Genomic DNA, 14495 nt, shown 5'->3' with positions numbered 1-14495 from the left:
GGTGACGGGGCTTACACTGGGGGTGTTGTTATTTCTTGGCGCTTCGTCTCTTGTCTTGGGGGGCGAAGCGCTTTCGTGTGTGCTCACTTGGCTGCGCCGCCGTGGAGGAGAGCGGCTACGCGGGCAGCTTGGGCCTCCGTCAGTGGCGGGGCCGCGGCGACAACCTGGGCAATATACTCTTCAAGTTTCTTGGCGGCTTTTTGCCGGCGGGCTTCGGCTGCGGCTTCGATCTTGCTGACGGCGGCCTCGATGTTGGCGGTGGCGAGGTTTTGGCGGGCTTCGGTCTCGAGGGCCTTGTTGCCGGTGCGGACGGCGACGCCGATTTGGCTGCGTGCTTGGACGACGGGCTTGGTGGCGGGCATGGCGGTGCTCCTGGGCGTGGCGGGGTTGGGGTTCGTGTCCCCCGTTGTGTCAGGCTGGCCTTGCCTTGAGGTTCACTACAAACATTTTTTCACTCAGAAGTCATATCTACAACGGGTTGAATCCCCATGTCAGATGCTCATATCAACAGAACTTTTCCGGGCGTGTTGGTGGTTGTTGCCGCGTATTGGTGGGTGTTGGTGGGTGTGTGAATGAGTTAATCGGAATTAACTCAAATTTGGTACATAACTTGGTACAGAAAATGGCCCCAACACGTTGAGGCCATTCCTGGAGCTAAACCGCTCAAATCCTCCAGGTGGGGGTCACCGATCCCGGCTCGAAGGTCCGGGCCCCGCGCTTCACCGGCTCGATCACGATGCATGTGAATAGCTCCCGCACGATGGCGCGCTGCCGGGAAATATCCAAGGCCGTCCACTCCCCCGCCACATCCGGGGAGCCGATGAGACCGGCCAGGACGGACCCGCGGGACGCGTCGGCGATCTGCGTCTCCAGGTCACTGATTTCGTCTTCCAGAACCCGAGTGATGGCGACTAGTTGGGCGGCCTGAATTTCCTTTTTCGCGTACATGCGGGCGGCGTCCTCGAGCCGTTCCCGCAGCGCCGTGGCCTCCGCGCGCAGCGCCTCTATGTCGACGTCCGGCGCGGATGGCTTCAGGAGCTGTACGGCGTCCGGTCGGGACAGCCTGGCAATGACCAGGCCCTCGACCAGGGCGTCAATCGCGGTGGCTCCCCTGGTGAGGTCGCCGTGGACGCATTTGTAGTTCCGTACGCCGTGTTGGGTCCTTGCCGTGGCAACCTTGGAGCCGTCAGCGCAGCGGCCGCACTCGGCTATGGACGTCAGTAGGAACTTGACCGACCGATCGGTGACGGTTGACCGGCGTGGGTCGGCGAGGAGTGATTGGGTGGCTGCCCAGACGTTCTCGGAAACGACAGGCTCCCAGATGGCCGGTTTGGTCATGCGCGCCCCGTTGTGGGACCGGATGCCTGCGTAGCGCGGGTTCTTGAGCACACCGCGGACCGTGGTGGGCCTCCACAGGTTTCCGGCCGTGGTGAAGGCCTCGGCCGCGTTCCAGTCACGGACAATCGACCGAATGGATGCCCCGGCAAGGATTTGCTCGAAGGCGGCGCGGATCAGGGCGGCCTCCTCCGGTACCAGGTCGATGCCGTTGCGACCGTAACCGAAGGCGCGGCGGGCGGCGTGTGGCCTCCCGTCCTCTGCACGTTGCTGGTTGGCGCGTTTCTGCCGGTCCGACTTCACTTCGATTTCGTTTCGTGCCACCTCGGCGAGGATGCCGGTTGTCATGCGGCCGGACGGGGTGCTCATGTCGAGGTCCGAGCCCCGCACTAGCGCGATGGTCACACCGGCCGCCTGGCAGGATTCGATGAGGCGTACGTTGTCGGTCCTGTTACGGGTAATGCGGTCCAGGTTCCAGGCAACAATGGCCTGGAGGTTCCCCGCCTGGATGTCGGCAAGCATGGTTTCAAACCCGGGGCGGCGGCGCTTCCCTGCGGCCGATATATCGTTGTCCCTGTACTCGGCGACGAGCTCCCAGCCGCGGCGCTCGATGAGCTGCAGGGCGTCCTCCCGCTGGCGCGTCACGGCCCGGCTGTCGCCTTCGCGGTCAAGGCTGATTCGCGTGTAAATGCCGGTTCTCATGTGTGCAGTCTAGACTTAACCGTCAGTTCGAAGATCTCCTCGATGGTGACCACGCGCTCGCGGCTGCCGATCGAGGAGGCCAGGCAGTTGAGCATCGTTGTCTTCCCTGACTGCGTGGCCCCGGAAACCAGCACGTTCAGCCCGGCGCCGACGGCGACATCCAGGTAGTGCGCGGCCTGCCGCGTCATCGATCCGAGCTCCACCAGGTGCTCCAGCCGGCTGGCCCGCGCGATGAACTTGCGGATGTTCACGGCCCAGTGCCTGCGGGTGATGTCGGGGATGACCACGTGGAGGCGTGAGCCATCCGGAAGCTGGCAGTCGACGAAGGGTTGGGAAAGGTCCAGGCGGCGTCCGGACGACTTGAGCATGCGCTCGACCAGTGCCGGGATCTCGGCCTCGGGCAGCCTGATCGAGGTCAATTCGGAGGTGCCGCCCCGGGCGGCAAAAACCTCGTTGGGCCCGTTGATCCAGATCTCCTCGACGTCAGGGTCGTCGAGCAGGGGTTGGAGCGCGCCGAGTCCGGCGACGGCGTCCATGATCCTGCGTCGGGCGATGCCCAGTTCCCCCAGCGCCGGCAAGAACCCGAGCAAGGAACGTTCGTCGTAGTCGCGGACCACCTCGTCAACCAGGCGCCGGACCTCGCCCACCTGCGTGGAGGGGTCAAGCCCGTGCCTGCGAATGAGTTCGCGTACCTCATCCTCAACTATCGCCAGCCCGTCCGCCATCGTGCTTCCCTACCGTGATCCGCTCCCGGGGTGACCGGGAGAGGCGCCGTTCGCCGAAGCATGTGGGGAGGCGGTGCTTGGGGGTGGCCTTGCGGCGCTCCCCATATGGCTCGTGAGCGGCGATATCCAGTTAGTTGCTAGACGCAATACCGCGACCCTACCCGCGCTCCGCGCCCGCTTCAAGGCTCCTGCCAAATCTGTGGATAAATGGCCAGGCGCCAGGCCCGATGCGTCCACAGCCCGGCAACCCCTTGGCGCCGGGCCGCCGCCGGGAACCCTAGATTGGGAGCGGATCCGGTCGACGCCGGAAACGCTGCCGCCGGTGCTGCCAGGCCCGGTTCAGCAAGAGCGGAAAGACGATCACCAGCGGCGAAGGGCGGTGCCCGTGGCAAGGAAACTCTATATCCGGCTCTCCTCCCCGGCGCTTGCCCAGCCCGTGCTGCTGGAGCTGGCCGCCGCCGAGTCGGTCACCGGCCCTTCGCTGGCCGCCGCGCTGGCCCGCCGGTGGCCGGGCATCGGCTGGCATCTGGCCGGGCGGGCGCTAGAAGACGTTGCGCGGCTGCCACGGGAGGGCAGGCTCCTGCTCTGCGACACGCCCGTGGCAGCTGACCCGCGCGGCGCCCCGCGCCCCGGCGGCCACGATCCGGCCGTGCTCGTGGTGATGCGTGGCCCGGATCCCGGCGGGACGCTGCCACTGCGCCGGGGGGTCTACGCGCTGGGCCGCGGCGACGTCGATCTGTCCATCGGGGATCTGGGGCTCTCGCGCCGCCACGCCCTGCTGCGGGTGACCGATACGTCAATCGTGCTCAGCGACGAGGGATCGGCCAACGGGGTGTGGTTCGCCCAGACGCCGATCCTGGAGCGGCGCCTGCTGATTGGGGATTCCTTCAGCGCCGGGGAGAGCAGCTTCGCGGTGCTTCCGGCACGCGGGCTCGCGCCGGTCCCGGCGCGGTGGCCATTGGATCCGGTCCCGATCACGGCAGACGAGCCCGGCAGCAGACTGGCGATGTTGCTTGTCGGCGCGCTGGCGCCGCTGGGCCTGGGTCTGGGGCTGTTCCTGATGACGCGCAGCGTGTTCTTCCTGGCCTTCTCCGCGATTTCACTGCTCACCGGCGGGTTGCCCGCGCTGCTGGTGCTTCGTGCGAAGGCCCGCTTCCGGCGCGCCTGGGCGCGGGCGACGGCGGCCGATGCGAAACGGCGCGAGGATCTGGCCCCGTCCCTCGGAGCGGTGGCGGCCGGGCTCGCCGGCGGCGTTGCCGTGGACGGGGCGGGTTTCCCGGCGCTGGTCCTTGGGCACGGCCGGCTGGCAGCCTGGCTGTGCAGCGGATCCGGCTCCGACCCGCCCGCCCCGCGGCTGGTGCGCAGCGGTACACGCGCTGCCACGGCAGGGCACCTCCGGCGGCGCCGCGGCAGGTCGCCCGCCGGGTTCCAGGCCTCCGGCCCCGACCCGGCACCGGCAGTGCCGGCGGATCCCGGCATCCTGCCGGATTCCCCGGTTCCGGTGCTCCTGCACGCCGGTGCCACCGTGTGGTTCCAGGGACAGGAGTCCGGTTGGGGCCCGTTGCTGCGCGGCGTGCTGGTGCGGTGGCTGCCGCTGCTGGCCACCGGATCGCTGCGCGTGGTGGTGCTGGGACCTGCCGGATTCCTGCCCTCCGAATTCGCGATGCTGCCCGGTGTCCAGGTGCTCCCCGGGCATGCGCCGCTGCCCCCCGCCGGTTGCGCCACGATCGTGCTGCGCACCGAGCCCGCTGCGTCCCGGCAGCCCCACCCGGATCAGCTGGGTTCCACGGAGGCCGATTCGACCGTGTGGTTCCAATGCGGCGGCCCCGCCCCCGCCGGTGCCGAGGTGCACGTCGACTGCCAATCCCGTCGGCTGGTCCTGCAGCCTTCGGGCCTGGAACAAAATCCATGGCTCCGGCCCGCGCCACCGGCGAGCGACAATCCCCGGCGCAGGGCCCCGGGATCCGCGGGCCCGGCCTTACGCCGTGGCCCTGGATCGGCGGAACACCCGCTGCCGGGACCACTCCCCGGACTGGGACCGGACCCGGCCAGCACCGACCGGGAGCATTCCCTGCCGGTGTCGTTGGAAGGGATCGGATTCGACACCTTGGCGCGCGCCATCCGGCGCATGTTGCCGATGGATGCCGCGCTGATTTCCGGCCCGGAACCAGGCTCCGCGCCAGCTCCGCCCACCGGGCCCCGCACCGGCGCCGTCATCGGGGACACCGCCGAGGGACCGCTGCACCTGGACCTCGACGCTGACGGGCCGCACCTCATGGTCGCCGGAACCACCGGTTCGGGAAAATCCGAGTTGCTGCGCTCCTTGGTGCTCGGCCTGGCCGCGGGTTCCGGACCGGACGCCCTGGCCTTCATGCTCGTCGATTTCAAGGGCGGGGCCACGCTGGCGCCGCTGTGCGGGCTGCCCCACGTCCAGAATTTCGTTTCCGACCTCGATGCCGCCGCGGGCGAACGGATCCTGGACCTGCTGGGGCACGAGCTGCACCGGCGTGAGTCCTTCCTGGCGCGCCATGCGGCCACCGACCACCGGGACTACCTGCGCTCACGCACCGCCTCCGATCCGCCGTTGCCCAAGCTCGTCGTGCTGATCGACGAATTCCGCGTCTTTGCCACCGCGCTTCCCGAGGCGCTGGAGCGGGTGGTCCACATCGCCACGGTCGGCCGTTCGCTGGGGATCCATCTGGTCCTCAGCACACAGCGGCCGGCCGGGACCATCAGCGCGCCGTTGCGCGCCAACATCGGGTCCGTCATCGCACTGCGCACCATTGGCGAATCCGAGTCCAACGACCTGATCGGCTCGGCCGCTGCGGCCCGGCTGGACGCAGCGACCCCCGGCATGGCGTATTTCCGGCGCGGCGGAGGTCCCCCGGTGAAGTTCCGGGCCCGCGTCAACGCCCGCCCCAGTGTCCCGGCCCGGCTGCGGGGATTCGGCGTGAGCCTGGGCGACGTGATGTTTGACGAGGACTTGCCGGCCGCGGAACCCGCCGCTGCCACTGCCTCGGTGGTTGGCGAGGTTCCGGGGCAGAGCGGGACCGATGCGGAGTTGACCGCGCTGGTTGAATGCATCAGCGAGCGGCACCGCGACGTCGAGCCCGCCCCGAACCCGTTTTCGGCCGCGCTCCCCCAACGCCTGCCCGCGATCCCCCGTTCTGTCCTCAAACAGGTGCTGGGGCACCAGGGTGTGGTCGGGATGCTGGATCGCCCGCATCTGTCGCAGGCCGGACCCCTGTTCTTCGACCCGCAGGCCACGGCCCGGCTGATGGTGTGCGGGCTCCCGGGGTCAGGCATCGAGCAGGTGCCCGAACTGCTGGTCCACGCCGTGAACCGCGGTGCCTTGAGGATGCCCGCCGTGCTGCTGGACGGCAACGGCACCTTGGGCGAGCTGCGCGACCATCCGGCGGTGGCCGGCTACTTCGGGCCCGGCGACCCCTGGCGCATCACCGAGCTACTGCTGCAACTCGGGGACCCCGGGTGCGTCCAGCCGCTGCTCCTGGTGGTGTGCGGACTCGGAGGCTGGGCCCAGGCACTCGAGGGGAATGCGTTCATGGGGCTTGAGGCGCTGCTGGCCGGCTTTGCGCGCACCGCGCCGGGACTGGGACGCGCCCTGGCGGTGTGCGGGGACCGGGACCTGACAGGTTCGCGCGCGGCATCGCTGTGCGAAACCCGCTGGTATTTTCCGCGCGGTGCCGGCCCAGAGGTGCTCATGGGGTGGCCGCAGCTGCACAAGGTCGCCTCCCACGTGGGCCGGGGCGTGCTCCTGGCACCCGATGGGCCGCCCCGCGGCACCGAATTCCAGCTGCTGGACGGGGCCGCGTCCATGCCGCTCCCCCCGGGCCCGGTGCCCGAGACCTGGCTGCGTTCGCTGCCGCTGCCCGAGGTCCTGTCGTCGGCGGACCTGGCAACCGGCGCCTCGGCCCATGCGGAGGGGCGACGTGGTGCCACAGGGACGCCGCCGGCGTTGGCGGTCGGGGTCTGCGGCCCGGACAACCGGCCCTTCATCTGGTCCCCCGGGCCGTGCGGATTGGTCATTGGGCACGAAGGTGCGGGCAAGAGGACGCTGCTGGAACACCTCGCCGCGCTTGACGGATCGGGGGCCGGGCACACCGTGCATCTGGGCTTGGAGGACGAGTTGCCGACGCACGCCGAGCAGTTCCTTGGGCTGCACCCGCTGGCGGCAAGGGTGCTGGTGGATCGTGCGGACCTGCGTGCGTCGCAGGCCTCGCGGGCCGCCGAAGTGCTGCTGGGCGCCCACCTCCAGGTGATCCTCAGCGCCGAACCGTCCGCTCGCCTGCTCTTTGAACTGGGGCTCTCCGCGGTGGTGCGGGACCAGCGCTCGTTCCTGGTGCTTGACCCGCAATTCGGGGCGGATGCCGATCCCAGCGGGTTCAGGCTTCCTGCCGCCACCACGAGTGTGCGGGGACGGGCGATGGCCATTGATCGCGGAACCATCCGCCAGATCCAGTGCGTGAACCGGACGCCGTGATCCACCCGCGCGGGGCGGAGCCGGTGCCGGATCGCGCCGCTGGGTCAGCTCCCGGGTCGGGCGTCCGGCGCCGGGCGATCACCCAGGAACGCGGTGGTGCGCGGGTCGAAGAGCAGCACAAGGATCAGCGCCGCGGGAACCAGCCACAGCCAGGCCATCAGCACGTCGACCGGCATGGCGATCTGCAAGGCCAGGATGATCTGGAAGACCTGCCAGACCAGGACGGCCGCGCGGGTCCAGGCCCGTGCCCTGAAGAAGTGGTGCGCCACCCACAGCTGCCAGGCACCGGCGGCGGTGATCAACACGAGCATGAAGATGCGGGCGCCCATGCCCAACTCGCCGGGCTGACCCAGGGCCATGGCGTAGGTCAGTGCGTAGAAGAAGAGGACAGCGAGGCCCTCAAGGACCAACAGCCCCGAAATGAGCAGCACCGAGATCGGGCGGCGTTGGATCGCGGGGCGGCTGGGCTTTGACGCTGGCTGGTTCATCACGCATCAAATCTAGTACGGGCACCATCCCCGAGACGAAAGCCGGAGCATGGCCCGGTGTGACAAATGACCGCCCAAAGAGCTAAAAAATACCCTTGTCACGGCCAGGAAAACCTGTTCGCCAGACCCTCAAGACGGGTGCTTGTGACCAAGCACTCAAGGATGTGGAGGTATTCGCAACACAGGACTCTTGTTTACGTGAACGTAACATGAAAACCTTGTTAGGCAGTCGTTCGGGTATGGCAATTCTCCCGCCGCACTGCTTTTGCCCCGGCTTTTTACGCTGGGCGATCCCCCTCACTTTTCCTACACCCAAGGAGCATCAACAAGCATGGATTGGCGTAGCCGCGCGGCCTGTCTGGACAAGGACCCGGAACTTTTCTTCCCGGTAGGAAACACCGGACCGGCCCTGCTCCAGATTGAAGAAGCCAAGAGTGTCTGCCGGCGGTGTCCTGTAGTGGACACCTGCTTGGCCTGGGCCATCGAATCCGGCCAGGATGCAGGCGTTTGGGGCGGCATGAGCGAAGACGAGCGTCGGGCGCTCAAGCGCCGGGCAGCACGGGCCCGTCGCGCCTCCTAGGTAGATCGGTGCTTTACAGCACCTCGAGGTGAGGGGTCGGTTCCACGGGAACCGGCCCCTCACCTGCATTTCGGCTCCAAGCCGGGCAACACGGGCAACGCAAGAACCTCGCGGTCCCCGTGTTGCGGACTCCACCCATCCCCTACCCACTGGTTACGATCGATAAGTGACAGAGCCACACACCGACCCCCGCATAGGCACGACGCTTGATGAACGCTATCGGCTCGATGCCCGCATCGCCGACGGCGGCATGTCCACCGTGTACCGCGCCATGGACGTCAGGCTGCACCGCACCGTCGCCGTGAAGATCCTGCACGCGCACCTGGCCTCCGACGCCGTTGTCCTGGAGCGATTCGCCTCCGAGGCGATCATTGCCGCCGGCCTCACCCACGACAACATCGTGGGGATCCGCGACCACCACGTCTCGGGCACCACCGCCTATCTGGTGATGGAATACGTGCGCGGGCTGAACCTGCGAGAGTCCCTCGCAGACCGCGGCCGCTACACCCCGCGCCAGGCGCTGGTGGTGCTGCAGGCCATTTGCACCGGGCTGTCGGTGGCGCACGAGGAAGGCATCGTGCACCGCGACATGAAGCCAGCCAACGTGTTGATTTCCGACGAGGGACGCATCAAGGTCGCCGACTTCGGGCTGGCCCGTGCCGCTTCGGCACACACCAATGCCACCAACTTCTTCGGCACCGCCGCGTACATCTCCCCCGAGCTGGCCAAGGGCGAACCGTCCGATGAGCGCAGCGACATCTACGCCGTGGGGATCATCGCCTACGAACTGCTCACCGGGCGCCAGCCCTTCACCGCCGAAAGCGCCTACGGGCTGGCCTTCAAGCACATCAACGACGATGTCCCGCCGCCGTCCGCGCTGGTGCCCGGGCTGTCGACGGAGCTCGACGAGCTGGTGGCCTATTGCACCAACAAGGACCCGGAGGACCGGCCGCAGAACGCGTCGTTCCTGCTCAGCGACCTGAAACAGATCCACGATTCGCTCTCCAAGGACCAGCTTGACCTGGGCTCCGAAACCCTTGGCGGGCTCAAGGACCTGATTCCGCCGGCGACAACCGCCCACACCACCGTGCACGACCGCCTGGCCCTGGCACAGGAATACCGGGATTCCGCGGCGGCCGGACGCGCGTCCGCCGACGAGGGTCTTCCCTCTCCAGAGGACCCCACGCGGGCCCTGGGCCTGGATTCGCAGGACACCACCGTGCTGGCTGGCGGGTCGGACCACACACAGGTGCTGTCGGGTTCATTCGATGGCGCCCTGCCGTCCGACCAGAGCCACACCCAGGCGCTGCAGGTACAGCCTCAGCGACCGGTCTCCGCCAGGCAGGCCAAGAAGAATACCAAGGCGGCCGAGCTCGCCTGGCGCAAGGATGCACAGATCCCGACCCGCCAGCTGGCCCCCAGGTCCCCTGCCCGGCGCAAGTGGCTCATCGGGATCCTGCTGGCCCTGCTGGCAGCCTTCGTTGCGGCAGTCAGCCTGTTCTTCGGCATGGGCCCCGGGGCCCCGTTCCAGATCCCGACGCTGACCGGAGTCTCCGGCACCTCGGCCGTGCAGCAGCTTGCGGCGACCGGCGTGCAGGCAGGCACCCGCGAGGTCTTCGACGAAAAACTTGAGCGCGGCCTCGTGGTTGGAAGTGAACCCGCCGCAGGGGAAACGATCCGCCGATTTCAAGGTCTCCAGCTCTTGGTCTCCAAGGGTCCCGAACTCTTTTCCGTCCCGAACCTGACCGGCCGCACGCAGGCCGCGGCCGAAAAGGACCTGAAGGCCGCGAACCTTGCCCCGGGCAAGGTCACGAAGAAATACTCCGAGGAAATCGACGAGGGCGTGGTGCTCGGCCATGACCCGGAAACCGGGAAAAAACTGCGTCGCGGCAGCAAGATCGCACTTGTCATCTCCCTCGGGCCTGCCCCCGTGGATGTCCCTTCGCTTGTGGGGTTGACCCCGAAGCAGGCGGAGGACGATTTGAAGCAGGCAGGGCTGAAGGGCAAGTCCTCCGGCAAGGAATACAGCAACACGGTGCCCTCGGGGCAGGTCATGTCCCAGAGGCCGGCCGGCGGGCAGGTTGAGCGCGGCACGACGGTGGAGTACGCCGTTTCGCGCGGGCCGCGGATGGTCAAGGTGCCCAACATGCAGGGCAAACAGGTCGGCGAAGCGCGCAGCATCCTAGAAGGCTTGGGATTCCAGGTGGAGGTTCGCGAGGAATTCGGCGGTTTCTTCGGGACCGTGAGGTTCCAGACCCCTGACGGCGGCAGCGCCCCGGAAGGTTCGACCATCAAGCTCGTGGTGGTCTAAGACCCGAATCCTTCACCGTCGCAAGCTCCGCCCTTCCGGAGTTCTCCGCGATCCACCGAAGAAACACCGATGGCCGGGTTCCGCTCCCCCAAGGGGGAAGGAACCCGGCCATCGTCATTCTGGCGGGACGTGGCTAGCCGCGGACTCCGCGCTTGGCCAGGGCACCGGAGACCAGGAAGGCCATTTCCAGGGACTGCTTGTGGTTCAGGCGCGGGTCGCAGACCGACTCGTAGAGGTCGTCGAACTGTTCCTGGCGGATCGGGTCGGCTCCTCCCAGGCACTCGGCCACGTCGTCGCCGGTCATTTCCACGTGCAGGCCACCCGGGTAGGTGCCCAGCGAATCGTGGACCTCGAAGAAGCCACGGACCTCGTCCATGACGTCGTCGAAGCGGCGGGTCTTGTAACCGTTTTCGGAAGTGACGGTGTTGCCGTGCATCGGGTCGGTGACCCAGAGGACCTGGGCGCCGGAGGCGGTGACCTTCTCGACCAGGTTCGGCAGCTTCTCGCGGATGTTCTTCGCACCCATGCGGGTGATGAAGGTCAGGCGGCCCGGCTCGCGGTTCGGGTCAAGCTTCTCGATGAGCGCCAAGGCGTCCTCGGGCGTGGTGCTCGGGCCGAGCTTGACGCCGATCGGGTTGCGGACGCGGGAGAGGAAGTCGACGTGCGCGCCGTCGAGCTGGCGGGTGCGCTCACCGATCCACAGGAAGTGGCCGGAGGTGTCGTAGGGCAGCTCGGTGCGCGAGTCGGTGCGGGTCAGCGCACGCTCGTAGTCAAGCAGCAGGGCCTCGTGGGAGGCGAAGAACTCGGTGCGCTTGAGCGCCTCGAAGTCCGCTCCGCAGGCCGCCATGAAGCGGACGGCGCGGTCGATCTCGCCGGCAAGCTGCTCGTAGGCGGTGTGCGCCGGGTTGGCCATGAAGCCGGCGTTCCAGGAATGCACGGATCGCAGGTCGGCGAAGCCGCCCTGCGTGAAGGCGCGGATCAGGTTCAGCGTGGCGGAGGAGGTGTTGTAGGCCTCCACCATGCGGCGCGGGTCGTGGGCGCGGGATTCGGGGGTGAACTCGTAGCCGTTGACGATGTCGCCGCGGAATGCCGGCAGGGTCACCCCGTCGCGGGTCTCGTCGTTGGAGGAACGCGGCTTGGCAAACTGCCCGGCCATGCGCCCCATCTTGATGACCGGCATCGAGGCGCCATAGGTCAGCACGACTGCCATCTGCAGGATGGTCTTCACGCGTGCGGAGATCTTGTCGGCGGTCGCCCCGTCGAAGGTCTCGGCGCAGTCGCCGCCCTGCAGCAGGAAGGCCCGACCCTGTGCGGCCTCGGACAGGCGCTCACGCAACACGTCGACCTCACCGGCAAAGACCAGCGGCGGGCGGGAGCCGAGCTCGGACACGGCCTGGGCATAGTGCTGGTGCTCGCTCCACGTCGGCTGCTGGGCAATCGGCAGGGTGCGCCAGATGTCCAGTGCGGGGTCGGCAGCGGGACCGGCCGGGGAACGTCCGGGCATTGAGGAAGTCGAAGATAGCTGAGTCACCATATAAGGGTAAACCGCTTCGGGGCTTGCCGGGCATTTACGGCGTAACCCGCGGACGCATCGGGTTCACAGTGCCGCAGGTCCGCGGCGGATCCGGCTACTTCTTCTTGCCTGCCTCGCGGCGTTCGGCATCCAGCTGCGCCTTGACGGTGGCGGCATAGGTGTCGGCGTATTCCTGCCCGGAGAGGCGCATGATCGCGTACATGATCTCGTCGACCACCGAGCGCTGCACGAAGCGGTCCTCGCTCATCCCGGCGTAGCGGGAGAAGTCCAGGGGCTCGCCGATGATCATGCCCACGCGGCGGATGTTCGGGACTCGCTTGCCGATGGGCTGGACCTTGTCGGTGCCGATCATGGCGATCGGGATGACCGGGACCCCTGCCTCCAGGGCCAGCTTCGCGACCCCGAGCTTGCCGCGGTACAGGCGCCCGTCCGGGCTGCGCGTGCCCTCGGGGTAGATGCCCAGCAGGCTTCCGTCGAGCAGTGCCTGGGCGCCGGCGCCCAGGGAGTTCGCGCTGGCGGCCCCGCCGGAGCGGTCCATCGGCAACTGGTTGATCATCCGGAAGAACCAGGCGGTGATCCGGCCCTTGGGGCCCTTGCCGGTGAAGTAGTCCATCTTCGCCAGGAAGATCACCGGGCGGCTCACGGCCACGGGAAGGAAGATCGAGTCGGACACCGAAAGGTGGTTGCTGGCCAGGATCGCGCCGCCCGATTCCGGAATGTTTTCCAGCCCCTTGACCCACGGGCGGAAGAGCACGTTTACGAGCGGCCCGACGATGAACCTCTTCATAAATTGGTAGAACATGATTGAAGTGCCTTCCGGGCCGAGGGTGCTGCGGGTTTCCACCGAGGCCAGCGCGTGCGGTGCCCGGCATGTGCCCGGAGACCTGGTGTTGATCACTTGGTTCTCAGTTAGGCTCTAACTGTAGGCAAAACTACGCCATCGGTCACACTCGGCACGACGCGGTGCCGGTGGGATCCGGTGCCCCGTTCCCCTTACGACCCACGCAGGAGCACGCACCCCATGCCAGAGACACCAGCAGCCGCCGGCCCCAACGCACCGTTCCACCACGCCGGGACAAACGGCGCGGCGGTCTTGGTGCTCCACGGCTTCACTGCCGGCCCGGCGGGGCTGCTGCCCTGGGCCCGGGCCTTTGCCGATGCCGGATACACCGTCAGCCTGCCACTTCTGCCCGGGCACGGCACCCGCTGGCAGGACCTGGCCGCCACCAAGTACACCTCGTTCATCGACGCCGTGCAGCAGGAATATGCGGCGCTGGCCGCCACGCACGGACGCGTGTTCGTCGCCGGGCTGTCGATGGGCGGCGCCCTGGCCCTGCATCTGGCCTCGACCCATGCGGTGGCGGGGCTCGCGCTGGTCAACCCGGGACTGACCCTGGCCTCCCCGCTGGCGCCGTTCACCGGGGTGCTGCGCCATCTGGCCCCGACCGTCGCGGCGATCGCCAACGACATCGCCAAGCCCGGGGGCGACGAGCACGCCTATGACCGCACCCCGGTGGCCGGCGTGCACGAGCTGCGCAAGCTCTTCAAGGACACCATCAGGCGGTTGCCGCAGGTCACCGCCCCGGTTCTGGTGTTCCGCTCGGACACCGACCACGTGGTGCCCGAGTCCAGCCTCGAGGTGCTGCGCGCGGGGCTCGATGACGGTGTCCACCTTGAGGTGAACCGGTTGACGCGCAGCCACCACGTTGCCACGCTTGACTATGAGGCGGAAGCGATCTTCTCCCGTTCCATCGAGTTCTTCCAGGAAGTTGGCGGCAGCAGGCCATGACCAACCCCATGCACGAGCCGGCCGAATCGGGCGACTCCGACAATTCCGTGTGGGAGGACCTGGTCCGCCGGCTGGAGGCGACACCGGGCGAGGCCGCGGGCCGCAAGCCCGAGGACTCCCCCACACCCGGGACACCCGGCGACGACGCAGGCCACAGGCCCGACGCCAAGGCCCCGCGGGGCGTGGACCCCGAGCTCTTCCGGATGCACCCGGCGCTCACCGGCCCCCGTGACCACGAGTTGGCCGCGGACGAGGACGAGGGCGCTTTCATCCCGGAGGTTCCCCCGGCCCTGGGATCGGGCGACCCCCTGCTGACCCTGGCGTGGTCGTGCGCCGCCGGCGCCCCGATCGCACTGTTGCTGCTGGCCATCTTCTGGCGGCGGGCGCCGATGCCGCTGTGGATCGGACTGGTCGCGGTGGCGGTCGCCGCCGCGGTGTTCCTCTTCGCCCGGTTGCCGCGCCAGCGGCGCGATGGCGACGACGGGGCGCGCGTGTAGCGGCGCCCGCGGCTTGTTGCGAAGCCGGGCAAA

The 14495-nt window shown here is 68.1% G+C and carries 10 protein-coding genes and 1 pseudogene; 5 read left to right on the top strand and 6 right to left on the bottom strand.

Annotated elements, in window-relative coordinates; all coding sequences use genetic code 11:
* Positions 1–83 precede the first annotated feature (83 nt).
* The 3 genes and pseudogenes from ACLQ7E_RS06310 to ACLQ7E_RS06300 form a co-directional block, all read right to left on the bottom strand.
* The gene (locus ACLQ7E_RS06310; RefSeq protein ID WP_411731719.1) at positions 84–362 is read right to left on the bottom strand and encodes a hypothetical protein; all 279 of its coding nucleotides are present in this window, start codon (positions 360–362) and stop codon (positions 84–86) included.
* Between the two features lie 301 nt (positions 363–663).
* Positions 664–2037 (bottom strand): recombinase family protein, encoded by a 1374-nt coding sequence (locus ACLQ7E_RS06305; RefSeq protein ID WP_411731718.1) that lies wholly within the window; start codon positions 2035–2037, stop codon positions 664–666.
* A gap of 23 nt (positions 2038–2060) precedes the next feature.
* Positions 2061–2762, bottom strand: a pseudogene (locus ACLQ7E_RS06300) (CpaF family protein); the annotation flags it as partial.
* A gap of 385 nt (positions 2763–3147) precedes the next feature.
* Between ACLQ7E_RS06300 and ACLQ7E_RS06295 the strand changes: the two are divergent.
* Entirely contained in the window at positions 3148–7263 is a 4116-nt protein-coding gene (locus tag ACLQ7E_RS06295) for an FtsK/SpoIIIE domain-containing protein (RefSeq protein WP_411731717.1), read from the top strand.
* A 44-nt stretch (positions 7264–7307) separates the two neighbouring features.
* Here ACLQ7E_RS06295 and ACLQ7E_RS06290 read toward each other — a convergent pair whose 3' ends face one another.
* Positions 7308–7754 carry a hypothetical protein gene (locus tag ACLQ7E_RS06290; protein WP_411731716.1) on the bottom strand — a complete coding sequence of 149 codons (447 nt, stop codon included), beginning with the start codon at positions 7752–7754 and terminating at the stop codon, positions 7308–7310.
* Positions 7755–8082: 328 nt separating this feature from the next.
* On the opposite strand from ACLQ7E_RS06290, the gene ACLQ7E_RS06285 reads away from it, so the two are divergent.
* Entirely contained in the window at positions 8083–8331 is a 249-nt protein-coding gene (locus tag ACLQ7E_RS06285) for a WhiB family transcriptional regulator (RefSeq protein WP_007271814.1), read from the top strand.
* Between the two features lie 166 nt (positions 8332–8497).
* Positions 8498–10642: a protein kinase domain-containing protein gene (locus ACLQ7E_RS06280; protein ID WP_411731715.1), complete on the top strand. Its 2145-nt coding sequence runs from the start codon at positions 8498–8500 to the stop codon at positions 10640–10642.
* A gap of 133 nt (positions 10643–10775) precedes the next feature.
* On the opposite strand, the gene ACLQ7E_RS06275 is transcribed toward ACLQ7E_RS06280, so the two are convergent.
* Positions 10776–12176, bottom strand: coding sequence for a class II 3-deoxy-7-phosphoheptulonate synthase (locus ACLQ7E_RS06275; protein ID WP_411731714.1), 1401 nt, complete (start codon positions 12174–12176; stop codon positions 10776–10778).
* A 94-nt stretch (positions 12177–12270) separates the two neighbouring features.
* Positions 12271–12978, bottom strand: a complete 708-nt coding sequence (locus ACLQ7E_RS06270; RefSeq protein WP_411731713.1) for a lysophospholipid acyltransferase family protein — start codon at positions 12976–12978, stop codon at positions 12271–12273.
* A 219-nt stretch (positions 12979–13197) separates the two neighbouring features.
* On the opposite strand from ACLQ7E_RS06270, the gene ACLQ7E_RS06265 reads away from it, so the two are divergent.
* Positions 13198–13965, top strand: coding sequence for an alpha/beta hydrolase (locus ACLQ7E_RS06265; protein WP_411731712.1), 768 nt, complete (start codon positions 13198–13200; stop codon positions 13963–13965).
* On the top strand, positions 13962–14462 hold the full coding sequence (locus ACLQ7E_RS06260) for a hypothetical protein (RefSeq protein WP_411731711.1): 501 nt from the start codon (positions 13962–13964) through the stop codon (positions 14460–14462). Before ACLQ7E_RS06265 ends, ACLQ7E_RS06260 begins: the two co-directional genes overlap by 4 nt.
* Positions 14463–14495: the final 33 nt, after the last annotated feature.

It is taken from the genome of Paeniglutamicibacter sp. (assembly GCF_046714615.1).
Taxonomy (GTDB): Bacteria; Actinomycetota; Actinomycetes; order Actinomycetales; family Micrococcaceae; genus Paeniglutamicibacter.
This window is presented reverse-complemented; position numbering and strand designations above follow the sequence as displayed.